Source organism: Paenibacillus melissococcoides, assembly GCA_944800085.1.
GTDB lineage: Bacteria > Bacillota > Bacilli > Paenibacillales > Paenibacillaceae > Paenibacillus_B > Paenibacillus_B melissococcoides.
The window spans coordinates 150,178-172,735 of sequence record CALYLO010000004.1; the positions used below are offsets into that span (position 1 = coordinate 150,178).

At 50.6% G+C, this 22,558-nt stretch carries 18 protein-coding genes and 4 pseudogenes; 11 read left to right on the top strand and 11 right to left on the bottom strand.

The window, feature by feature from the left end:
- The first annotated feature begins 46 nt into the window (after nucleotides 1-46).
- From OCY70_RS15295 to OCY70_RS15330, 8 genes and pseudogenes are all read left to right on the top strand, one after another.
- Nucleotides 47-367 carry an ArsR/SmtB family transcription factor gene (locus tag OCY70_RS15295; protein ID WP_213430746.1) on the top strand — a complete coding sequence of 107 codons (321 nt, stop codon included), beginning with the start codon at nucleotides 47-49 and terminating at the stop codon, nucleotides 365-367.
- Between the two features lie 89 nt (nucleotides 368-456).
- Nucleotides 457-1,327, top strand: a pseudogene (locus tag OCY70_RS15300) (DMT family transporter).
- A gap of 67 nt (nucleotides 1,328-1,394) precedes the next feature.
- A pseudogene (locus OCY70_RS15305) lies at nucleotides 1,395-2,097 on the top strand (SAM-dependent methyltransferase).
- A gap of 39 nt (nucleotides 2,098-2,136) precedes the next feature.
- Nucleotides 2,137-2,868 carry an aminoglycoside 3'-phosphotransferase gene (locus tag OCY70_RS15310; RefSeq protein WP_213430747.1) on the top strand — a complete coding sequence of 244 codons (732 nt, stop codon included), beginning with the start codon at nucleotides 2,137-2,139 and terminating at the stop codon, nucleotides 2,866-2,868.
- Nucleotides 2,869-3,069: 201 nt separating this feature from the next.
- Complete coding sequence (locus tag OCY70_RS15315) at nucleotides 3,070-3,549, top strand: GNAT family N-acetyltransferase (RefSeq protein ID WP_213430748.1); 480 nt, start codon at nucleotides 3,070-3,072, stop codon at nucleotides 3,547-3,549.
- Nucleotides 3,550-3,627: 78 nt separating this feature from the next.
- Entirely contained in the window at nucleotides 3,628-3,822 is a 195-nt protein-coding gene (locus OCY70_RS15320; RefSeq protein ID WP_213430749.1) for a hypothetical protein, read from the top strand.
- A 515-nt stretch (nucleotides 3,823-4,337) separates the two neighbouring features.
- A protein-coding gene (locus OCY70_RS15325; RefSeq protein WP_213431522.1) for an IS630 family transposase occupies nucleotides 4,338-5,377 on the top strand; the annotation gives its coding sequence in 2 pieces (ribosomal slippage) (nucleotides 4,338-4,841 and nucleotides 4,844-5,377; 1,038 coding nt in all).
- Between the two features lie 278 nt (nucleotides 5,378-5,655).
- Complete coding sequence (locus OCY70_RS15330) at nucleotides 5,656-6,204, top strand: hypothetical protein (protein ID WP_213430524.1); 549 nt, start codon at nucleotides 5,656-5,658, stop codon at nucleotides 6,202-6,204.
- A gap of 340 nt (nucleotides 6,205-6,544) precedes the next feature.
- On the opposite strand, the gene OCY70_RS15335 is transcribed toward OCY70_RS15330, so the two are convergent.
- The 10 genes and pseudogenes from OCY70_RS15335 to rlmD all read right to left on the bottom strand — a co-directional run bounded on the left by OCY70_RS15335 (nucleotide 6,545) and on the right by rlmD (nucleotide 15,645).
- Nucleotides 6,545-6,967, bottom strand: coding sequence for a phosphotransferase enzyme family protein (locus tag OCY70_RS15335; RefSeq protein ID WP_213430523.1), 423 nt, complete (start codon nucleotides 6,965-6,967; stop codon nucleotides 6,545-6,547).
- Between the two features lie 320 nt (nucleotides 6,968-7,287).
- Nucleotides 7,288-8,670, bottom strand: coding sequence for an amino acid permease (locus OCY70_RS15340; RefSeq protein ID WP_249725534.1), 1,383 nt, complete (start codon nucleotides 8,668-8,670; stop codon nucleotides 7,288-7,290).
- A 289-nt stretch (nucleotides 8,671-8,959) separates the two neighbouring features.
- Nucleotides 8,960-9,283 (bottom strand): hypothetical protein, encoded by a 324-nt coding sequence (locus OCY70_RS15345; RefSeq protein ID WP_261948769.1) that lies wholly within the window; start codon nucleotides 9,281-9,283, stop codon nucleotides 8,960-8,962.
- A 2-nt stretch (nucleotides 9,284-9,285) separates the two neighbouring features.
- Nucleotides 9,286-9,978, bottom strand: a pseudogene (locus tag OCY70_RS15350) (dihydrolipoamide acetyltransferase family protein); the annotation flags it as partial.
- Between the two features lie 440 nt (nucleotides 9,979-10,418).
- Nucleotides 10,419-11,009: a DUF3238 domain-containing protein gene (locus OCY70_RS15355; protein ID WP_213430521.1), complete on the bottom strand. Its 591-nt coding sequence runs from the start codon at nucleotides 11,007-11,009 to the stop codon at nucleotides 10,419-10,421.
- 153 nt (nucleotides 11,010-11,162) lie between these two features.
- Nucleotides 11,163-11,351, bottom strand: coding sequence for a GNAT family N-acetyltransferase (locus tag OCY70_RS15360; protein WP_213430520.1), 189 nt, complete (start codon nucleotides 11,349-11,351; stop codon nucleotides 11,163-11,165).
- 37 nt (nucleotides 11,352-11,388) lie between these two features.
- Nucleotides 11,389-12,153 (bottom strand): GNAT family N-acetyltransferase, encoded by a 765-nt coding sequence (locus OCY70_RS15365; protein ID WP_261944943.1) that lies wholly within the window; start codon nucleotides 12,151-12,153, stop codon nucleotides 11,389-11,391.
- A 400-nt stretch (nucleotides 12,154-12,553) separates the two neighbouring features.
- Nucleotides 12,554-12,949 (bottom strand): SRPBCC family protein, encoded by a 396-nt coding sequence (locus OCY70_RS15370; protein WP_213430518.1) that lies wholly within the window; start codon nucleotides 12,947-12,949, stop codon nucleotides 12,554-12,556.
- A gap of 113 nt (nucleotides 12,950-13,062) precedes the next feature.
- Nucleotides 13,063-13,846 (bottom strand): annotated as a pseudogene (locus OCY70_RS15375) (alpha/beta fold hydrolase).
- A 290-nt stretch (nucleotides 13,847-14,136) separates the two neighbouring features.
- A complete protein-coding gene (gene rlmD, locus OCY70_RS15380) occupies nucleotides 14,137-15,645 on the bottom strand; it encodes a 23S rRNA (uracil(1939)-C(5))-methyltransferase RlmD (RefSeq protein ID WP_249725533.1) in 1,509 nt (502 codons plus the stop codon).
- Nucleotides 15,646-15,914: 269 nt separating this feature from the next.
- Here rlmD and recQ point away from each other — a divergent pair, with 269 nt between their 5' ends.
- The 3 genes from recQ (at nucleotide 15,915) to OCY70_RS15395 (ending at nucleotide 19,985) form a co-directional block, all read left to right on the top strand.
- Nucleotides 15,915-17,744 (top strand): DNA helicase RecQ, encoded by a 1,830-nt coding sequence (recQ, locus tag OCY70_RS15385; protein WP_261944944.1) that lies wholly within the window; start codon nucleotides 15,915-15,917, stop codon nucleotides 17,742-17,744.
- Nucleotides 17,741-18,151, top strand: coding sequence for a chaperone CsaA (csaA, locus tag OCY70_RS15390; RefSeq protein ID WP_261944945.1), 411 nt, complete (start codon nucleotides 17,741-17,743; stop codon nucleotides 18,149-18,151). The genes recQ and csaA overlap by 4 nt, the downstream gene beginning before the upstream one ends.
- Before the next feature lie 70 nt (nucleotides 18,152-18,221).
- Complete coding sequence (locus tag OCY70_RS15395) at nucleotides 18,222-19,985, top strand: B12-binding domain-containing radical SAM protein (RefSeq protein ID WP_213430516.1); 1,764 nt, start codon at nucleotides 18,222-18,224, stop codon at nucleotides 19,983-19,985.
- A gap of 624 nt (nucleotides 19,986-20,609) precedes the next feature.
- Here the strand turns inward: OCY70_RS15395 and OCY70_RS15400 are convergent.
- The gene (locus OCY70_RS15400; protein WP_261944552.1) at nucleotides 20,610-21,800 is read right to left on the bottom strand and encodes an IS4 family transposase; all 1,191 of its coding nucleotides are present in this window, start codon (nucleotides 21,798-21,800) and stop codon (nucleotides 20,610-20,612) included.
- Between the last annotated feature and the right edge of the window lie 758 nt (nucleotides 21,801-22,558).

The window sequence follows — 22,558 nt, forward strand, 5'->3', positions numbered from 1 at the left end:
AGATAACAATATATGTTTAAAAGTTTAAACCTACAAGGAGATGTGTATGGAATCCGCCGGATGCAGCAACAAAGAGCTTGTATTGGAGAAGTTCCGCTTGGCGACGCCGATTTTTCAGGCGCTGGGAGACGAGAACCGTCAGCAGATCATTATGCTGCTGCTGGAAGAGGGGCGCTTGAATGTGAACCAGATTACAGAGAGAATGGAGCTGTCGCGCCCTGCCGTGTCCCATCATTTGAAAATCTTGAGACAGGCCGGACTGATTGGGTTCGACAAGCAAGGAAATGAAAAATATTATGCGTTGAGCTCGAGGGAGTTCCTGAAGCAAATTAAAGATCTGTGCTTGGCGATCGAGTCGGATTGTTAATTTGTTCTTTTTTTGACTCGTAGGTTTAAGATTTTAAACATATAAACGTATGGTGAGGATGAATCGAACATGGGAGATGTGAAACCAGGATGGGAAAAGAGGATGGAACGAAACCGAAAGCGATGTATTGGCTGATGCTGCTCGTGCCTTTCTTTTGGGGAGGGGCGTTCGCGGCGGCGAAGCATGTGATTACGGAGATTCCCCCGCTTGTCGCGGCGGCGATCCGCTTCGGCATCGCAGGCATTCTCCTGGCGCTCGTCGTGACGGTGCGGAAGGAATGGCGTTGGCCCGAGATCGCAAGGCGCTGGAAGGGGCTGCTTTTTATCGGCGCGATCGGGCATATTCGGTTATAATGCGTTGTTCTTCACCGCTTTGAAATATACGTCTGCGACCAATGGGGCGCTCATTAATGCGGCGATGCCGGCCTTCACCCTGTTCGGTTCCGTTCTCCTCCGCAAGGAGGCATGGAATGCGCGTGCCGGACTGGGTGTGGCGTTGTCGCTCGTCGGCGTCATTGCCGTCATCGTGAACGGCTCCGTCTCGGCGCTCCTCTCGCTGCGCTTGAATGACGGGGATCTGCTGTTCGTGGCGGCGCTGGCATGCGGGGTTCTGTATGGCTTGACAGGTTAAAGCAATCCTGCAAGGCGTTCCCGCATTGCCGGCAAATGCGGTCATGATGCTGTCGGGCTCCGTCCTGCTTGCGGCCGGGACGCTGATCGGTTATCTTATTTTCAATAAAGGGGTGGAGGTGTTGGGCGGGAACACGGCCAGCATGTACTTGAACCTGACGCCGATCGTGGCGACGTGGCGACGCTGATGTCCGTTGCTGTCTACGGCAGCACCGTCACCTGGGAGCAAGCCGCGGGGATGGTTGTCGTCCTGGCCGGGGTATACCTGGCCACCTCCGCTTCCCGCACCCTGGGCGGCAAGACCGCCGCAAGGCAAGCGGAAATGCAGTAAAATTCACCACCATATGGTACAATGCGAGTGAGTTATTATTTAGCGGAGAAAGGTGAGCTGAGCAGAGATGAGTCAAGCCGAGGCAAAGCTGGATTTGAGCCGGATCGTGTTTATTGGAAGGACGTTCGAAGAGTATGTGAAGATGTTCGATCTGCCGGCGGAGCAGATGGCGGGGAAGCGGATATTGGATTGTCCCGTCCGGGGCATGCTCCTTCACGGCCGTCGCCAGCCGGCATGGGGCGGATGTGACGGCAGCCGATATCGCTTACTATTATGCGGCGGAAGAGCTGGAACGCAAAGGACGGCAGGATATTGAGCATGCGATGGAGCATATGGAGAAGGCGCAAGCGAACTACATCTGGGACGAATATCAATCGGCAGCTGGAATGAAGCGGACTCGGATGCAGGCGCTGCGCGATTGCGCGGCAGACATGAAGCAGGCCCCGGAGCGCTATGTGCCGGCCGTGCTGCCCGAGCTGCGGTTCCCGGACGCGGCTTTCGATATGACCTTGTCGGCCCATTTCCTGTTCATATATGCGGATCGGCTGGACTATGATTTTCACCTGCGGACCATTCGCGAACTGATGCGGGTGACACGCGAAGAGATTCGCATTTTCCCGCTGGCGGACTTGGCGAACCGCAAGTATGAGCATGCCGAACCGCTGCTCGAATATATTGACAGCCAAGGGTGGGACGCGGAAGAGGTGCGCGTTCCGTATCGCTTCCAGAAAAATGCGGATATGATGCTGAAGCTGTCCCGGAGAGGGTAAGCGGGCAAGGGAGCGTCTTTGGCGGCAGGAGGAAGAGAAATGAAGAGGACGAAAATCGCTTTTGATATCGGGACGGTGCCCTGCGCCATGCGGCCCTATCTTGAACAGGCAACGATCTATGACAGCAGCTGTTCGGAAGCGGCGACGACCTTGTTCGTAGAGGGGGCGGAGCGCGCGTTCCTGAAAATATGCGCCGGCAGTCTGGAACGGGAATGCCGGATGACGCGGTTCATGCACGGTCTTGGCCTCGCGCCGAATGTTATCGCGTATGAATCGGACGGGGAGCGGGATTATCTGCTCACCGAGGCCGTGACCGGGCAGGATGGCGCCGAGGCCGTGCATCTCGAACAGCCGGACAGATTGGCGTCGGTGTTCGGCGAATCGCTGCGGATGCTGCATTCGCTTCCGGTGGACGGCTGTCCTTATCCGCATCGGACGGCAGAGATGCTAGAGGAAGCGAGCGGCAAGGGGATCGATCCTGGACTGATGCATCGCTTGAAGAATTTCACTGGCGATGATGATGTGCTGATTCACGGGGATTATTGCCTGCCGAATGTGATTCTGGATCGCTTCTCATTTCGCTCGTTTATCGATGTGGGGAATGGGGGAGTTGGCGACAGGCATTTCGATCTCTATTGGGGATTGTGGACGCTGCGCTACAATCTGAAGACGGACCGGTATCATGAACGGTTTCTTGACGCGTATGGAAGACAGGATGTGGATGCGGACCGTCTGGCGGATTTCACGAGCTTCATAGAGCAGTCAGCGTAACAGGCGTACTGCCAATCGGGTTCTCCGTTCAGGTGAGAGCATCAACATAGGGGGATAACGGAAATGATGACGCGTAAGCCGGCAAGAGCTTGTGCGTCATTTTTTTCACCTGGAAAATGTTCTCTTGTAGATATAATGTTATTAGTATAGCAACGGGTAGAAAAAGATGGAATCCTATGCATAAGGAAAGGAGCCAGCACATTGAACATTCGTACGGTGAACGCATCGTACTATGCGGAAGTGATTGCGGTCCTGAATGATTGGTGGGGAGGCAGGCAGATGTCTGATATGCTGCCGAAGCTGTTTTTTGTCCATTTCCAGCCGACCAGCTTCATTGCGGAACAGGAAGGCGAAATTATCGGGTTCCTGATCGGGTTTCAGTCCCAGACTTATCCGAAGGAAGCGTACCTTCATTTTATCGGCGTTCATCCCGATCAGCGCAACAACGGTGTGGCGAGAAGGTTGTATGAGACATTTATAGACAACGTATGTCAACTCGGGTGCGATACGGTCCGCTGTGTCACTTCTCCCATCAATACCACTTCGAGTGCGTTCCATACGAGGTTGGGGTTCCGTATCGAGCCGGGCGACAGCGAAGCGGGTGGCGTGTCCGTTCATTCCAATTATGACGGGCGGGGAGAGAGCAGAGTCTTGTTTTTCAAAAAAATAGGCAGTTGTTGATGCGGACGGTCCGGTGATGGCTCCAGGCGACGAATCATGGTACGATATGGATATCTTAGTCGAAGGTGGAGTTTCGTCATGGATAATGTCGCCAAGATTATGGGAATATCGTTCCCCAAGATGACGATGGATGAGACGCTGCACACGCTTGGCGAAGTCGTCGCCGAGGATCGATCCGAACTGTTCCACGTCGTGACGGGGAATCCCGAAATCGTCATGTCCTGTCAGCATGATGCGCAATTGCGCTCGATCGTGGACGAGGTGGGGATTTAGAATATCATCTCCAATCTAAGTATGAGAAAATAAACTACAAGACGAGACAGTGGCAGCTTCTATACGTAGTCGTAGTAAATATTCTAGATTATTTATTTTTTCAGAAGAACTCCTTAACCCTTGACATAAGGGACAATGCAATGATTACCACGCTTCTATTTTTCCCTTGCCCGAGCACCCTTAGCAACTATATACTCCTAAATGCATATCCTTGCCTGCCTTATCCGATTTGAATCCAGACGAGATATTTTTTCCATTCTCTTATTTAACTAAATGATCGCAAGTAGCCTCATGATCGCTTAGTTTCCCCCTAGACAATAGCTCCAGAAGAACCAAAGTTTAATTTGGCCAGCCAAACCGTTTTCATGTCATATTTATTAAAAAATGGATATTAAACTTGCTCTTTTTTTATGCTATATAAATTGAATTAAAGTTTTAGAGAATTATGGTAAGGAATTTCATACCTGCATGTCGAATGAATAAAGGACCACAAAAAGACAGGTAGGGAGTAGAACATGGAAAACCCAACGAAGCTTGACGAAGTGAAGCAAGCCATGAGAAAAGCAAAGGATCGCCGAATGTACGAGCGCTACCAGGCATTATATTTACATCTCCAAGGGGCTCCGGTAAAAGAGATTGCCCATACGTTGGACCGAAGCGTTCAAACGGTAAAGGCATATATCAAGGCTTATGATCAGGGCGGACTTTCCGGACTGCAAATGAATCATTCGCCGGGCGCGCCTGTTCGCTTAACAAAAGAGCAGCAGGAAAAGCTGAAGCAGACCATAGCTCATTGTGTTCCTCATGAGGTGGGCTTTACCGCTCGCCATAACTGGACGCTGGAACTGATTGCAGCCTTTATTAAGCGTGAATTTGGGCAAACGTATTCGCTTCGCGGGGTCTCGAAGATGATGCACCGCCAAGGGTTAAGCTACACCAAACCGACATACACTTTAGCTGCAGCAGACGAGGAGAAGCAACGCCAGTTCTCGGAAACCATTTTTCCTGCGTTAAAAAAAGACTGATGAATGATGAGATCGACCATTTGCTATTTGAAGATGAGTCCATGATCCGTGACTACCAAGCCATTCAAAAAACATGGTTTCTTAGGGGCAAACAGCGAATGATTCGAACGGCAGGCAAACACCGTGGAGTCAAGCTGCTGGCCACGCTTGACTATTCCACCGGCAAGGTGGTTTGGCAGGAAGACGAGCAATACACAGCCGAGACCTTTTTGAGTTTTCTCCAAAAGGTTGTTGCTCACTATCCTGCAGGCAAAATCGTCATCGTGTTAGATAATGCTCGCATTCATCATGCCAAGCTGCTCCGGCCGTTTTTGGACGAAATGAAAAGGCGGCTTGAACTTGTTTTCCTGCCCCCTTACAGCCCTCAACTCAATATTGTTGAAGGGCTATGGAAATGGCTGAAGTCCGATGTCATTAACAATGTGTTCTATCACACGGTTGCCGATATTCGCAAGAATGTCCTGCAGTTTATGAACGAGATCATGAAATCTCCATGGTCCATTATTGATCGCCTGTGTATTAGGTTCTAGTTGAATGGTTCAATAGTTCAACTTATATAGTTTCAGGCAGAGTAAAATTTCATAACATGTATAAAGGAAAATGACACTATAAGTTTAATCTAATCAAGTAGTTACAATCTTATTTTAAATAATGATTCTGTGGAAGAATCTATTCATTTTCCTATTATTTTATCCGATTAATATTATCTATGGAGGTGATAAAAATTGAGAATTGCTCTAAAGATATTGTTAGTGTTAGTTAGTATTGGTCTCGGTTGATTAGCTGTGCTCTAGGCTTAAATATTTTGATGAGTTTCCGTGAGCCCGGCTTTATTGTCTATGATCCAGGCCCCAGAGGGATACAAATTTTTTTACTATCGATGATTATCATTGGATATAGTATTTTGTTGTTTCTTTTATACAGGAACAAGAAGAACTCAGAGTTAGTAATGATTGCTTTCTTTACTTTTATTATTTCTATTATTGTAACTCCAGTAATTATTATTTACTCAGCAGACATTAGTCGTTTTTTTAGAACCCCACCCTCTCATAAAACACAGATGTCTCTACAAAAAGAAATTCAAAAAATTATACAAGAAAATGATTTGCCATATATATTAGATTCGAAAGAAAGTGAAAAACAAACAAAAAAAGAGTACACCAGGACTGTAATTCTTTTAAGAAAAAAAACTGGCGACAAAATTCAACAAAAGGAGGTTGATTTAGTTCTTAAAAACAGCCCGAGTTCTGAACTTAGATTGACTTTTTACGACAAAAAGAAAAAAGAGAATGTTACGGTAGTCCTTAACAAAGATAGGAGTATTGTTTACTGTGATCCTATAGAGTTTTGTGAGTGAATAATTATTAAAAGGAAGCTAGCTATATGAAGAAATTTATCTCAACATTGTGTGTAATATTGATATTATTTAATATAATACTAGATTATGTGTGTTTATTAAATTTAAGGGAGTATGCCACGCTCGGCTTCCTAAAGCTCCTTCCCGAAGCAGGATGAATCTTCGATTAAATGCCCTCTCAGGCTCTCTCTCAACTGAACGAGCCAATCCGGTTCGTTCGCCCATTCTTCCGCCATGGCTCTCCATACGCGGGCATATCCGGACAAAGCGGCGAACCGCCGGCATGCCGGGAGGAGTGCCTCCTTATCATCCGAGATGTCAAATTCCGAATGGTAACCGTCTAAAAGCATTGTTTTTTCGAGTTGAAGCTGTACGGGGAAAGGCAGTCCCGCAAACTGGCCAACGCTTGCTCGATGTCCATCGCGTACCAGTGATACATCGCGTCATCGAAGTCGATGACATGGCAGGAATGCGTTGTCTGATCATAGAACACGTTATCGTATTCAAAATCATAATGAACCAGCCCAAAATTGTGCTTGGTGACGGGAAGAGAAGCGAAATGCTCCCGCAGCAATCCCGCCTCCGCCAACGCTGCTTCCTCCTGTGGAGAATCGATGAACAGCCCCTCAATCCAACCCAATACATCGAGGTAGGGCCAGCACTTGGCCGTGGCAGGGACGTACTCGCTGGATAGCTGTTGAAGCCTTCCCAACGCATCGCAAAAGCCGGGTCTGTCCTTCATATTGGAAGGGATAAATGGCATTGGATGAGATTCCTGTGTACTGCCGTACCGCTTTTTTTGCACGCAAAAAGACCGCAAGGCTAACGCCTGCGGTCTTCATTATTCATATGAGAGGGAAAAAAGCATAAGCAAACAAACCCTCGAGGTTGTCAGAAAAATGGGCAGCGATATCCTTAAGATGCGGCAGACCGGTTGCGTCTGCCTATCATATTCAGTTCAGAATCACCTTATTAGCAACAGTATTCAATCTAGTCCGGCGTGTCATGCCGATCACTCCCTTCAACAGTAAGGTATTTCCATCATACATCATAGGATAGATGGAAGTAATTGTTATAACTATATCAATTCAGCTTGCTGTGCTTCCGTGAATAAATAAAGTAGATCACCGTGCCAATCGCAATCCAGATGACAAAAGAAATCCAGGTGATGAACGGCAAGCTCAATGCAAGGTAAAGACAAAGCAAGGCGCTAATGGCCGGCAGTACGGGGACGAACGGGACGCGGAATGAAGCTTTGATGTCAGGGAATTTCTTCCGCAGGACGATGACGGCAATCGATATTAGGGTAAAAGCAGCCAAAGTGCCCATATTCACTAAATGTGCCAGAGTGGTGAGATCAATAAAACCTGCGATACCTGCGGCCACAAACCCGGTTAACCATGTGTTTGCGAACGGGGTCTTGGTTTTTGCATTTACTTTGGAGAATTGCTTCGGCAATAATCCATCACGACTCATGGCGTAGGTTAAACGAACTTGCGCATAGATTAAGGCAAGAATGACGGTTGTAATGCCAAATACCGCCCCGATTGAAATGATTCCGGCGACAGAATTTTGCCCTACCGTTTCTAAGGCTAGGGCGACAGGAGCGCCCACGTTTAGCTTGGTATACGAGATCATCCCTGTTAATACCCCAGAGACCGCCATATACAAAAGAGTGCAAATGAGCAAGGACGCGATAATCCCGATCGGCATTGTTTTTTTCGGATTCTTCACTTCCTCCGAGGCTGTCGCGATCACATCGAACCCGATATAGGCAAAGAACACCGTAGCTGCGCCGGTCACGATCCCCTGAAGTCCAAAGGGCGCAAAAGGTACCCAGTTATCAGGCTTTACATACCAAATTCCTACTGCAATAAACAGCAAGATAACGGCTAATTTGACGAACACCATCATATTGTTAAATTTAATGCTTTCCTTTACGCCTTTGCTGACGAGCGCCGTGATGGCCAAAATGATCAGAACGGCAGGCAAATCAATGAATCCTCCTTTTCCAACACTAGGGGCGGAGGTAAGAACGGCGGGAAGGTGGATATGAAAGCCCGCCAGCAAGGATTGAAAGTACGCAGACCATCCCGTCGAAACGGCAGAAATAGCCATCACATATTCAAGCATGAGATCCCATCCGATAAGGAAGGCGAATAATTCGCCCAACGTGGCATACGTGTACGTATACACACTTCCGGAGACAGGTACGGCGGAGGAAAACTCGGCATAACAGAATGCAGCGAGCGCACAGGCAATCCCTGCGAGCACAAAGGACAACATGATTCCGGGTCCTGCGGATTCTGCCGCGACGACACCCGTCACCACAAAAATCCCCGTCCCGATCACGCATCCTACGCCGAGAAAGATTAAATCCATCAATGACATCGTTCGCGCTAATTCTTTTTTCTCACTGTGAGCGAGCATGAGGTTCAATGTTTTTTTTCGGAAAAGCTGATTCAATATGATTCCTCCCATGCAAAGGGTACGCAGTAAACACATAAAGACACCCATAGTATTTCAATAACTGGGAAATTCATGATTTTGCATACCACTTCAATGCTGTCGTTTTAAGAATGTAGCATAGGAGGAAATAGGGTATTAGTGATATATATCACTTATAATTTCGTTAAATTTTTGCACTGATTTACATGTAGGAAGGGCTGCGGATGATCCGTGGAAGAAAAGAAAATAGGAGTTCGTATAGAACTCCTAAGGAGGATAACTGTAGCATGCTTTGCCCGCGCTGTGCTCAGAGCCTGATTCCAATCTCCAGCAATGGCAGCTTGCGGCCCGGAAAAACCGTCGATTCGATGTCCCCAATCCGTCTGGCTCCCATGCGGAGATAAAAAGTTTTCGGCATGCGGGTCGCTATGGATCGTGACGGCCTGGCAATTCGTTCAGGTGAAACCGTTAAACTATCGCGGCAGGCTTCCATGAAGTCATGGCTGTATCCCCAATAAGCTTTGGAACGAAAGGCCAGGCCGCTTAAATAACCGGCTTCATCCGGCTTTGCCTTGCGAATAAGCATGAAATCTCTCCTTACTGCAGCATCAGGCTCGTCGTTGTCTTTCATATTTAATACAACTTCGTATTCAACTCGTAGCACTCCAGATTTTCTTTTACCCTTTGCAAAAAACGTCCGCATATGACGCCATCGAGTAGGCGGTGGTCAATGGATAAACATAGGTTCACCATCGAGCCTATCGCAATCATCTCGCCGATGACGACGGGCTTCTTCACGATGGACTCCAGCGTTAAGATCGCGGCTTGCGGATAATTACTAGTTGGGTTGGAGGACACGGAACCGAACGAGCCGGTATTGTTGACCGTAAATGTCCCGCCTTGCATATCGTTAAGGGCCAATTTGCCGGAACGGGCTTTTTTCGTGAGGGAGTCGATAGCCAGAGCGAGACCGGCTATGCTTTTCTGATCGGCGTGATGGATGACAGGCGCGAGTACGGAATCCTCGGTCCCAATGAGCAGGGACAGGTTGATGTCGCGTTTGACAATAATTTTGTCTGCCGCCCAGGTAGCGTTCATCATGGGATAATCTTTGATCGCGCTAACCACGGCTTGGATAAAGAAGGGCAAGTACGTAAGACTAACCCCTTCCTGGCGCAAGAACTCGTCTTTGCGCTTGTCCCGCAGCAATACAAGGTTGGTAACGTCCGCTTCGATCATCATCCTGGCATAAGGAATTTCCGCTTTGCTCAGCTTCGTGCGCGCAGCGATTGTATGGCGAATAGGGGTGACATCGATAACATAATCGCCGCCTCCGGTGATCTGTGTGCTGACTTCTGCCCATGGAGTTGGCGGTTGATGAGCGGTCTCATGGTTCTCAGCGCGGCGTTGTGGAGCACTCAGGTCCTCCAAAATTATCCCTCCCGTGTAAGCCCTGCAACCAAAAAAGTGGATTAGTATATGCTATTAGTATCAGATACTAAATATGATAACCGAATAATTGGACTTCTTCAACTGCCGGTTGAGTCATAGCTGCTTGAATTGAAAAAAAATGCAGGCGCTGGCTGCGCTTCCGTCATCTTAAAATTCATAGACCTGCTCCTTCCCGTGATTGATGCCAAGATCCTCTTCCCGATTCCATCAATAAGATATGCCAGCTTGTATTTGCAGTTTATCGTATTTTCACGGATCTCTGCTGCATCGAGATTGGTTTGGGTGAAGGGGAAGCTGAAGCACAGTATGGAAGCTTAGGGAGCGAATCTGTCTACTATACAGTCCATTGGAGGAAACAGAGACAGGGGCGTATCGCCTGTCAAGCGCGGATCGTGAGTATAGATGGTGATCGGAGTGCCTTTGTCTACACGTTTATAAATTTCATGCGCCGGAAAGCCGTCATGGTGTCCCTTAACGGTTACTTTTCCTGTACGGTCAACCGTTACGTCATACTCCCAGTCCAGCGGAGAAGCGTCAGGGTTCAAAGGATTGGCCGCACTGCCTTGTATGAAAAACGACGCCGACGTGCTTGAGATACTCTCATTTGAGATGGTGAGTCCGGAATCAGAGGCATGACCGAATACTTCCCGCAAAACTTTACCGCTGTTTATATCAATCGTTCTTTCAATTGTGGGACCTGTCGAGCAAAAATGTTTTATTTCCTTTTTCTCGAAATCCACGACAATATGCTGTGCCATTTTCGAAAGCTCGGGTTGATCTTCCGTGAAATAAGTAAAGCTTCTGTTGTTGCCATTGAACTGAATGATCGCATTCGCGGTTCGCTTATGCTCTATCCATGCTTGAGGGATAAATGCAGCGAAGCGTACCTCGACAATGTGTGCCATCGGTACACCCTCCTATATTTTTTAATAAAACACTAGCCTTGCAGTATAGAATCATCATTGATATATATGCCAATTGAAAAGCGGAAGTCGAACTTCGCTGTCAATGGGAAAGAAATAAGCCGATGACTAGTCAGCGACTGCTTTCGACTAGATTTATTTAATGCCGATCTCTCCCCGATCAGACATTATCCCTGCTCCCCGAGAAATATAATGATTTTTACCGAAAATAAAAGCCTCTTTTTCCTTGGAGAAGCCGATCCTTTCAGCTACCCGTGTCGAGGCTACGTTTTGGGGAGCGATGATGCTTATCAGCCTGTGTAACCCCAAACGTTCAAAACCCATATACCTTGCAAGCTGCGTTATTTTGTAACGATGCGTTTTACCTAAGCCTGCCTTCTCGGCTGTTTTTTTGAGAAGCGATATTGCTCTCCATACAGTCCCACCAGGCAATGATCTTGTTTTCGCTGAATTTATGTAATAATAATTTCACGAGTGAGCTCGATAATCCTTGCCGTTGGTAATCTTCAAGTGTTTCCAATCCAATGGCGTGCGCGGAACCATACATGGCTGAGGAGATGGCTAGGCTTGCGACCTCTTTGTTAGCTGTGAGCGCAGCATATCCATAGCCTTTTTCTAAAAAGTTATCAAGAGTGCCCCAATATTGTTCAATGTAATTCAGCAAATAGTCGGCATTTTTCACTTCGCCATTCATCAGTTCAAGAGCGAAGGCTTGATCGATTTCCACAGCCTGATAAGGGACGACGTGATTTAGGCAGGGGGGCTCATGATTGTTCAAATTCGATTTATAAACATACTGAAAACTTTCATCTATCTTTCGGTTACCGATGAATTGATATATAGCAGGATACCATTCATCCGTATCCACCGAGAATTCAAAGCTGTTTATCTTCTTGTTTCGTAAAAAAGGAATGATTTCATGATCAATGTACGTTGCGATAGATTGATTAAAAGAAGTGTTGCTAGCGCTCCCCATGAAATTGAAGCCTTCCAATCCGCTCGACCATACGATGGCGGATGACGGATTCATTGCGTTATCTGCCCACACTTGCCCCGGATTATTCCCGGCCACGACTCCGGCAAACCTCATATCACTGTCCGCAGTAACCAGTTTATTTGCCAACATTCGTTTCTTTCCTTTATAAGAATTATTTTCGTCACATCCTATCGGGCATGTTCAATCAGGCGCCATTTGTTCTCTTTTGTTTTCACTTATTCATAAGAGTATACTTATTTTACCATAGAAGATATGAGGGGGCGTATAGAACATGACCGTTCAGCATCCGGATGGGACCATCGTTGAATATGTTGAATTTGCCCGGTGAGTACGGGATGTAGAGGTTTGGCCAGGATTATTATCTGAAAATGGATTGGAATCACGTGAGCTTGTGAGTCACTTCTGTTTGGTTCAAGGCTAATTGGGCAAAAGAGTGAGCAATTCTCGATATGTGTTAAGGTGACAGGGAGTAAGAAACTTGAACCGAAGGAATGACATTTGCTACTTACGGGTCGGCCAGGTGTCACCCTCAACGTGCACTTAGTATCTTTTCCATCGCTTCTAGCATAGTGCTCCATGCTTTTTCCGTTTGATCTACCCAGTTAGGGTGTAGTTCATGGGTTAGAGTGAGTGTAGAACCTGTTTCTGCCGGTACAATGTCGATAGTTACATGGTCAACGTCTGGTAAATCATCAACTGTCGCCCATGTAAAGGCAAGTCGTTGTGGACAGTCGATTGTTTTATACTCTCCCGTATGTTCGATCTCATTACCATTTCGCAGAATTTGAAAGGAAAAATGACCGCCAACACGAGCATCAATTTGAACTCGCGCGATTTCATCATTTGGAAACATCCATTTCTTTACAATCTCGGGATTGACCCAAGCGTTAAAAACTTGCTCAGGAGACGCACTTAATTGGCGCATGACACATGCTTGGAATTTGGTTTCATTAAATTGTATGCTTTCTATTCATAATTGGAGAAGACCATAGCCGCTATAGGATGCTCAAGAAGCCTTACGGTGAAAGCTTAGGAGGACTAACCAATAAAATTCCTCAATAGGTGGTTAAACTTGTCGCGTTCTTCCCAGAAAGGACCATGACCGCTGTAATAAAACGGGGAAAGCTGTGAATTTCTTATTTTTTGATCTAGTTCCTGAGCCTGTGCAAATGGAATCACTTTGTCGTGAATGCCGTGAACGATTAAAGTAGGGACTGATATTTTTGGCAAATCAGCATAAAGCTTCTCATCTCTTAGCATAACGACGACTGCGGCGGTTGACCAACCTGCTGCCTGTAATCCCAATTGAAAAAACCATTCTGAGAATGGAGCGGTTATATACTGAAAGAAAAAGCTGTCTGTTACTTCCCGCATCATCTTAGGGCGGTCATTTAATGTTTCATTAAGAAATTTATTCGCCGTCTCTGTTGTAAAGCCTACAGGAGCGGCAGCGCTAATAAGGACAAGTTTAGATACTCCATAACCATTATGTCGAGCAATATAACGAACAGCGATAGCCCCACCCGTAGAGTGACCCGCTAGTGTAAAGTTTTTCAATTGAAGTGCATCCACAACGGAGCGAATATCATCTGCCAATCGGTCATAGTTGTAGCCGGTCCTTGGTTTATCCGACTTACCGAACCCCCTCCAGTCAATTCCTATACAGCGGTATCCCATTGCAGGAAGAACATCAAACTGATACTCAAACTGTTTATGGCTTAACGGCCAACCATGTATAAAAACGATGATTTTGCTGCCCCCCCGGATTTATATCCTCCACATATAAATTTACACCTGGTTCTACATTAACAAAGTAGCCCATTCAGATTCCCCCGTCCGTTTAAGTAAGTATCTTCAACAACAAGATACTCACATAGGCAAACATAGGTGAATACCTATCCTTTGCATGCATTTCCATAGTGTGATGGAAGATCATCTAATAGCACTAGAGAAGATGAAGCAAAAAGGGGAAAACAACAGCAACGCAAATCAAAGTTTATTTGCCCATATCGCCGTTTGCGCCGATTTGCGGTAAAGGAATGACCCTCCGCAAGAACTACATAACAACATTCCCCGCCCCGTTTCACTCAAGGCATTGGAAAAGAGAGGGGATTAATCGTTTGCCCCTCTTAATTTAAGTAACGCTACACACTCCACATGCGCCGTCTGCGGGAACATGTCCACCGGCTGGACGGAGGCCAGTTCGTAGCCGCCGGCCAGCAGCGCTTTGCAATCCTTCGCCAAGGTGGACGGATTGCAGGAGACGTAGACGAGCCGCTTCGGCTTGGCGGCGAGGATGGCCCGCAGCAGACGCTCGTCGCAGCCGGTGCGCGGCGGGTCGACGACGTTGACGTCGGGGCGGTAGCCGTCCTTCACCCAGCGGGGAAGCAGCGCTTCGGCTTCCCCGGCATAGAAGGCGGCGTTCGTGCGGCCGCTGCGCTCGGCGTTCTGGCGGGCGTTGTCGACGGCTTCCGGGATGATCTCGATGCCGCGCACTTCGGCCGCATACGGCGCGAGCCAGAGGGCGATCGTGCCCGTCCCGCAGTAGGCGTCGACGACCCGTTCCCGCCCGCTCAAGGCCGCGGCCACGCGCACCGCCTCGTACAGCTTCAGCGTCTGCTGCGGATTGAGCTGGAAGAAGGCGCGCGGCGACAGCGAGAATTTCACGTCGCCGAGCGAGTCTTCCATCGTCGGCTTGCCCCAGAGGATGCGCGTCTTGCCGCCGAACACGAGCGACGTCTTGCGCGTGTTGATATTGTGCGCGATAGTGGTCAGGTCGGGCACCTTCCGGAGCAGCTCGCTGACGAGCTGGTCGCTCTTCGGCAGCGTCTCCGTGCCGGTGACGAGCGTCAATTGCAGGTCGTCGGACTGGAAGCCGGTCCGCACGATGATCGTGCGGACGACGCCGGTGCGGCGCTTGGCGTCATACGGCGCAATGCGCAGCCGCTCCAGAATCGCCTTGACCTCTTCGACCGTCTGATTGATGCGGTCATGCTGGATCGTGCAGCCCGTAATATCGACGAGCTGGTGGGACTGGGCCTCGTACAGGCCGGCCACGATGCGGCCGTCCCGTCCGGCGCCGAGCTGCAGCTGGGCTTTGTTCCGGTAGTGCCACGGATCGTCCATGCCCAGCATCGGCTTCAGCGGCAGCGCATCCCCTTCGATGCCGGCATAGCGGCGGAACGCCTCCCGCACCAGCTCCTCCTTTGCCCGGAGCTGGCCCTCGTAAGCGAGATGCTGCAGCTGACAGCCGCCGCAGCGCTCGTAGACCGGGCAAGGCGGCTGGCGCCGGTCCGGCGACTCCTTCTCGTACGCCGTCACAGCGGCGACGATATGCTTGTCGTGCACCGCGGTCACCTTCGCCCGCACGACTTCGCCCGGAAGAGCGCCGTCGAGGAAGACGGCTTTTTTCCGGTAATAGCCGACGCCTTCCCCGTTAATGCCGATCCGCTTAATCGTGACGACGATGCGGTCGCCAACCTTCACCTGCTCCGCAGAGGCATCGGTCACCCGCGGTCCCGCTTTGTCCGCACCGGGACGCGGACCCTTTTTCCAAGCTGCCCGCTCCTTATGCTTGCTTCCTCTATGATTCCGGTCCGTACCGGTTCTTCGTTCGTTCATGTCTGGTCTTCGCTCCTGCCTTCAGATTCAACTGCTCTCACTATAGCAAAAAGAATGGATGGGCGCCAATTCCGGCAACGAGGCCTGAGCATCAGCAGTGAGGACGAAGCATGCAGGCAAGCTGGGACGGGCCGCAAGCGATATCAAGACCGAAGAGCCGGATGCGAATTCAACCTTGCTCCAAGAGAATCCTGCCAGGCCCTCCCAACCGGCTTCCAGTTGGGTTATACTAGAACAATAGCAGGGAGAGCGAGAAGGAGTTCGAGGATATGATATCAATGGACCAAGCACGGAGCACATTGAAGCGGGTGTTCGGCTACGATGACTTCCGCGAGGGACAGAAGCGAATAATTGAATATATATTAGAAGGAAAAAATACGGTAGGCATTATGCCGACCGGCGGCGGGAAGTCGATCTGCTACCAGATTCCGGCGCTGATGCTGCAGGGCGTTACGCTGGTCGTCTCGCCGCTCATCTCGCTGATGAAGGATCAGGTCGATGCGCTGCACAGCTTGGGCGTGGAGGCCGCGTTCATCAACAGCACCCAGGAGATGGGGGAGGCGGGACGGATTGTGCGCCGGGCGGAGGAAGGGCGGCTGAAGCTGCTCTATGTCGCGCCGGAGCGGCTGGAGAGCGAATGGTTCCGGGAGCGGGCGAAGTCGCTGCCGATCGCGTTCATTGCGGTAGACGAGGCCCACTGCGTGTCGCAGTGGGGGCATGATTTCCGCCCGAGCTACCGCGCGATCGCGCCTTTCCTGAAGGAACTGGAGGAAGCGGGACGACCGCGCCCGCTCATGGCGGCCTTTACGGCCACCGCGACGCCGGAGGTGACGGAGGACTTGATCCGGCTGCTCGAGCTTGGAGAGCCGGAGCGGGTGGTCACCGGCTTCAAGCGGGACAACCTGGCGTTCGCCGTGCTGCGCGGCGAGGAGCGCCGGTCGTTCACGCTGCAATATGTGAGGGAACGGACGCATCAGCCGGGCATCATCTACGCCTCGACGCGCAAGGAAGTCGAGGATCTGTGCGAGATGCTGCGGAAGGCGGGCCTTGCCGCCGGCCGGTACCATGCCGGCATGTCGGACGAGGAGCGCGCGCATATGCAGGAGGCGTTCCTGTATGACGACCTGCGCGTCATCGTGGCGACGAACGCCTTCGGCATGGGCATCGACAAATCAAACGTGCGCTATGTGCTGCACTACAATATGCCGAAGCATATGGAGGCGTATGTGCAGGAGGCCGGGCGCGCGGGCCGGGACGGCGAGCCGAGCGAATGCGTGCTGCTGTTCCATCCGCAGGATATTTTGACTCAGAAATTTTTTATTGAACAGAGCGAAGCTGCGCCGGAACGGAAGATGCACGAATATAAGAAGCTGCAGGCGATGATCGATTACTGCTACACGACCGGCTGCCTGCAGACGTACATGCTGCGCTACTTCGGCGAAATGTCGGACGAGACCTGCGGCATGTGCGGGAACTGCAAGGACGAGCGCGAATCGATCGACATTACGACGGAAGCGCAGAAAATCTTCTCCTGCATCTTCCGAATGCGGGAACGGTTCGGCGTCTCGATGGTCGCCTCCGTGCTGAAGGGATCGCGGAACAAAAAGGTGGTTCAATATGGCTTCGAGAAGCTGCCGACGCACGGAGAGATGCGGCATTTGACCGAGAAGGCGATCGCCGACCTGATTTATGTGCTCATTGCGGAAGGCTATTTGCAGTTGAGCGAAGGACAGTATCCGGTCGTCCGTCTGCTGCCGCCCGCGGCAGAGGTGCTGAAGGGGCAGCGCCAGGTGACGCAGCGGGTCGCGACCTCGCTGAAGCCGAAGGCCGCCGGCGCGGTCGACGAGACGATCTTCGAGCAGCTGCGGTTGATCCGCCGCGAGCTGGCGAACAAGGCGGGCGTGCCGCCTTATATTGTGTTCAACGACAGCACGCTGCGGGAAATGGCGGAGCGGATGCCGACGACGGAAGCCGAGATGATGCTCGTCAAGGGCGTCGGGGAAGCGAAGCTAAAACAATTCGGCGAGCCGTTCATGGCCTTCTTCCGTCAAAGGGAAGACGAGTCGGCCCGGCTTGACGCACAGGAGGAATGGGTATGATGGATTCGAATAAGCATAGCAATGGCGCCGGTACGGGCAGCGTGAATGCGGGGGAAGCAAGGCAGCCCCAAGTTGCCCAGGCGACCATCGAAGATTTTATGAAGCTGGATATCCGGATTGGCACGATCGTGGAGGCGTCTCCATTTGACAAGGCGCGCAAGCCCGCGATCAAGCTGCTGATCGATTTCGGTCCGCTCGGCCTGAAGCGCTCGAGCGCGCAGATTACGGTCCGCTATACGCCCGAAGCGTTGATCGGACGCCAGGTTGCCGCGGTGGTCAATTTCCCGCCGCGGAAGATTGCGGGCTTCTCCTCGGAGGTGCTCGTGCTCGGCGGCGTGCCGGAAGAAGGGGATGTCGTGCTGCTGCGGACGGACGAGGCGGTGCCGAACGGAACGCCGATTGCTTAGGCCACTGCGCGAGGCGAGCCGGACAGGATGCGGTCTGGCCGTGCTTGCGCGACGATAGAAGGGAGTCAACATGAAAGTCGTACTATCCACATTGAACGCGAAATATATTCATACTTCGCTCGCTATCCGCTGCCTGAAGGCGCACTGCGGCGACGAGTTCGACGTCGAGCTGGCGGAGTATACGATCAAGGATCCGGCGATGAATATCGTCTCCGATCTGTTCCGCCGCGAGCCGGATGTCATCGGCTTCTCCTGCTATATCTGGAACATCGAGGAGACGATCCGGGTCATCGGCATGCTGCGGAAGGTAAGGCCGGACCTTCGGATCGTCCTGGGCGGGCCGGAAGTATCCTATGACACCGAATACTGGATGAATCGGCTGCCGGAGGTGGACTTCATCGTCATGGGGGAAGGGGAGGAGACCTTCCTGCATCTGCTGCGCGAGATTCGCGACGACCAGAAGTACCATTTCGTGTTCGGCCTCGCGTACCGCAAAGGGGACGAGGTCCGCATCAATCCGGGCCGTCCGAAGCTCGACCTGAACACGATCCCGTCTCCGCACCGGTTCCCGGAGGATCTGCCGCATCTGGGCAAGCGGGTCGTCTACTTCGAGACAAGCCGCGGCTGTCCGTTCAGCTGCCAATTCTGCCTCTCGAGCATCGAGGTCGGGGTCCGCTACTTCGATATCGAGCGAACGAAGGCGGATCTGCTGTTCCTGATCGACAACGGGGCGAAGCTGATCAAGTTCGTCGACCGCACGTTTAACATCAAGCGGGATTACGCGATGGAAATGTTCCGTTTCCTGATCGAGAATCATCGCGGCTGCGTGTTCCAGTTCGAGATTACGGCGGACATCATGCGGCCGGAGGTGCTTGACTTCCTGGCGGAGAACGCGCCGCCCGGCATTTTCCGCTTCGAGATCGGCGTCCAGTCGACCAATGATCCGACGAACGAGCTCGTGAAGCGCCGCCAGAACTTCGCCAAGCTGACCCGCACCGTGACGAAGGTGAAGGACAGCGGCAAAATCGATCAGCATCTCGATCTGATCGCCGGGTTGCCGCTCGAAGACTACGGAACCTTCCGCAAAACGTTCAATGATGTGTTCGCGCTCCGGCCGGAGGAGCTGCAGCTCGGCTTCCTCAAGATGCTGCGGGGGACCGGGCTGCGCCACGACGCGGACAAGTACGGATATGTATACATGGATCAGGCGCCCTATGAAATGCTGAGCAATGATGTGCTGCCCTTCAGCGACGTGGTACGCCTGAAGCGGCTGGAGGATGTGCTGGAGAAATATTGGAACGCGCACCGGATGGACTATACGATGGAGCATCTGATGCGGGAGGAATTCGATTCCCCGTTCGATTTCTTCCAGGCGTTCGGCGACTTCTGGGAAGAGAACGGGTGGCAGAAGATCGGGCATCAATTGGAGGATCTGTTCGTGCGCCTGCAAACCTTCCTGGACGCGCACGGCCTGCGGCGGCCGGACGTAGCGAACGGGCTGATGAAGCTGGACTACTTCCGCAATCACAAATACAAGCCGCGCAAGACATGGTGGGAGACGAGCGTGCCGAAGGAAGAAGCGGCCCGCGTCATGCGGCAGGCGGCCGAGCGGCCGGAGACCGTGTCCTCCGCCTTCGCGGCGCTCGGCTTGAGCGAGAAGGAACTGCACAAGCATGCCGTCGTCGAGCGGCTCCCCTTTGCATGGGAGGCGGATGCCGTCCAGGCGGCGGGGAGGCTGGATGTGGAGGACGCCCCGAGCTATCTGCTCGTCGTCTACCAGCAGACGGAAGACGAGAAGCCGCTGCTGTTTTCCATCGGGGCAGGTGGGCAGTAACGAGAACAATTTCGCAGCGCCGGAGGATTTGCGTCCCCGGCGTTTTTTGCAATATTATAGAATTTATAATTTTTTTGGGGGGTAAGCAGGTCTTCCGCCTCAGCGTGAATCGTGGCCGGCGCTGAAGAAGCAGAACGCTGAAGAGAAGCAGCACATTGAATTAGCAAAACAGCGCGCTATTGTGACTCTATGAAGGTGCTGTTCTATAAGTCGTTTCTACCTACATTGAGATAGTCCCCCTGCTTCTCATAGCTTGACTTGCCGAAAAGCTGCGAAAATACAGTTTTCTATTTTGACGTCTACTCTGTGACCGACATTCCTGCAAGTCCAAGGTATTTTTCGGCACTTAATTTGGGCTCGTCTCTCAGTAGAAAAAATTGATTTAAAACGCTCTGAGTGCCAAGTTTTGGTTAGGAAAATGGATAATCTCCACGCTTTCGTAAAAAAAGAGTTTCCAACGGCACTAGCGTTGCATCGAGCGGTTAGTTCATAATCTAATTTCAATTAACATCAATATATGATATATATTTACATTTGCGATGTCCGCGCTAAGTCTAAAAAAGTCGAGCTGGAAACAGACCCTACGCGTTATCCATTATATGTAAAAATCGTTTTCGTTTGTCATTACGTCACAATCAGTCTCGGTTTCATCGACTTTGTTGCCTTTTTCGGACGTCTCCCATTTCGCTTTGGTCGACCTCTAGATGTTCGAGTCGGCTTGCGGTTGAGTGCAGCGATCAAATTTTCCCATGGTTTTTCCGCATAGATGCGAATCAACTGGAGGAGGTCCCATGTCGACTTTTTACAGTCCAGTGTTAATTTAATCAGCAAACAGAGAGCATACGCGATTAAAGCAATATACATTTGGTTCCAAATCGCTTCGGCCGTATAACCGTGGGGTTTTACCAATCGAATATGCTGCTTGACCCATTTAAAAAACAACTCAATATGCCAGCGATTTCGATAAATCTCGGCAATTTGATGTGCGGATAAGTCAAATCGATTCGTTACAATTCGATAGGTACGCCCTTGGTCATCCTTAAACTCAATCAAACGCAGAACCGCTGGCAGCTCCGGCATCGTCACATCAGCATCAAGGATAAACCCATTCTGCCTTTTGGGGAGGTCTCTTTTTCTGATGATCGTTAACCGGCTCTTTTGCTTGACGCGGCAAACAAATTTAATCTTATCCTCTACCCATTTCTGAAAATGGTCGTATACCTGGTATCCTCGGTCCATCACGTAGGTCGCATCTTTATCCACTGTAAATTCCAACACGACTTCATGATCGGCTACATCTTTGGTTGAAGCGACGATCTTGTCTGGATACATCGTTTTGGAGTCCGCAACGACCAAGGAGGTGTGCATCTTCACGCCATGGCTACTTTTGGAACAATAGGACCATTTCGCGAGAATGGGAGGTAGTGTAATTCCCGATGAATCGATTAGCTTGAGTTTCCCAATACCAGGCGTAATGCCGCGTTTCCCTTTTGTAAGTTGCTTGATTCGATCAATGAGCGAGAAAAAGAGCGTCTGAAGATACTCCATAGGCAGCCGTTTCAGCTTCCGCGATAGTTGAGAAGCGCTTATGCTCTTGAGACCCAGAAGATCTTGAAATTCAGGATTAGCCGCTACATGCTCTGACATGACTTTGTATGAGTCTCGTTGCTGAAGCTGTGCCTCTACAAATAAGAGTGTCGAAGAGCCGACAAACAGCTTTTGGGCCCGGTAATCCAATGACTCGTGTCGAGTAGAATGGACATGTAACCATTTTAGGCATTGACAAATGACGTTATGATTCGGTACGTTATCCATAAGAAATCTCCTTTGTTGAGGCGTTTTATGGATAACGTTAGGGTAACTCAACAATAGGAGATTTCTTTATTTTTGTCCATGAATATAGTTCAATAAGTTACAAATATAGAGACTTATGGGATAGAAATTTTCGTAAAAAGATTGATGCAACGCTAGTGTTCCAACGGTCTGAAACCTGCACACTTTCCCTAGACACGCCTATTCGGTAAGCGAAATCCGCAAAACTGCACGATTTGTCCAGACACGTCTATTCGGTAGGCAAAACTGCACGATTTGTCCAGACACGTCTATTCGGTAGGCAAAACTGCACGATTTGTCCAGACACGTCTATTCGGTAGGCGAAATACTGCGTAAATACAGCAATTCGATATGGACGACTTCACCAGAAAGGGAATCCTGCAAACCTGCAGGAATTTCACCCGTTTCGCTACGACTTGGTGCAAAAGGGCCTAAAATGATGTAGATATGCAGCAATTTCTCGGGATGTGGAATCAGTGAGCCGAAATTCCTGTAAAATAGCAGCAATTCCCTCCACACGTTCAATCCCCAGGAGGCAACGATGCCTCCAGAAGGCGATGATGCCCCCAGGATCCGACGCGTCTCTTGGATCCCGTAAATCAGGCTGTTGAGAAAGTCCAAGGGATTTTTTAAGTGCCGTGAACCGGCCTGAGGCTTGGGGATAGGGCGGTGCCTAGCGAGCGGCGAGCGGCCGTAACCGCCGCTATCTGCGCTATCTGCGCGCTATCTGCGGTGAGGGC

Coding starts and splice junctions, on each gene's coding strand:
- OCY70_RS15295 (WP_213430746.1), top strand. CDS start 47: ATGGAATCCGCCGGATGCAGCAACAAAGAGCTTGTATTGGAGAAGTTC.
- OCY70_RS15310 (WP_213430747.1), top strand. CDS start 2,137: ATGAAGAGGACGAAAATCGCTTTTGATATCGGGACGGTGCCCTGCGCC.
- OCY70_RS15320 (WP_213430749.1), top strand. CDS start 3,628: ATGGATAATGTCGCCAAGATTATGGGAATATCGTTCCCCAAGATGACG.
- OCY70_RS15330 (WP_213430524.1), top strand. CDS start 5,656: ATGAGTTTCCGTGAGCCCGGCTTTATTGTCTATGATCCAGGCCCCAGA.
- OCY70_RS15335 (WP_213430523.1), bottom strand. CDS start 6,967: ATGCCATTTATCCCTTCCAATATGAAGGACAGACCCGGCTTTTGCGAT.
- OCY70_RS15345 (WP_261948769.1), bottom strand. CDS start 9,283: ATGAAAGACAACGACGAGCCTGATGCTGCAGTAAGGAGAGATTTCATG.
- OCY70_RS15355 (WP_213430521.1), bottom strand. CDS start 11,009: ATGGCACACATTGTCGAGGTACGCTTCGCTGCATTTATCCCTCAAGCA.
- OCY70_RS15360 (WP_213430520.1), bottom strand. CDS start 11,351: ATGGGTTTTGAACGTTTGGGGTTACACAGGCTGATAAGCATCATCGCT.
- OCY70_RS15365 (WP_261944943.1), bottom strand. CDS start 12,153: ATGTTGGCAAATAAACTGGTTACTGCGGACAGTGATATGAGGTTTGCC.
- OCY70_RS15370 (WP_213430518.1), bottom strand. CDS start 12,949: ATGCGCCAATTAAGTGCGTCTCCTGAGCAAGTTTTTAACGCTTGGGTC.
- rlmD (WP_249725533.1), bottom strand. CDS start 15,645: ATGAACGAACGAAGAACCGGTACGGACCGGAATCATAGAGGAAGCAAG.
- recQ (WP_261944944.1), top strand. CDS start 15,915: ATGATATCAATGGACCAAGCACGGAGCACATTGAAGCGGGTGTTCGGC.
- csaA (WP_261944945.1), top strand. CDS start 17,741: ATGATGGATTCGAATAAGCATAGCAATGGCGCCGGTACGGGCAGCGTG.
- OCY70_RS15395 (WP_213430516.1), top strand. CDS start 18,222: ATGAAAGTCGTACTATCCACATTGAACGCGAAATATATTCATACTTCG.
- OCY70_RS15400 (WP_261944552.1), bottom strand. CDS start 21,800: ATGGATAACGTACCGAATCATAACGTCATTTGTCAATGCCTAAAATGG.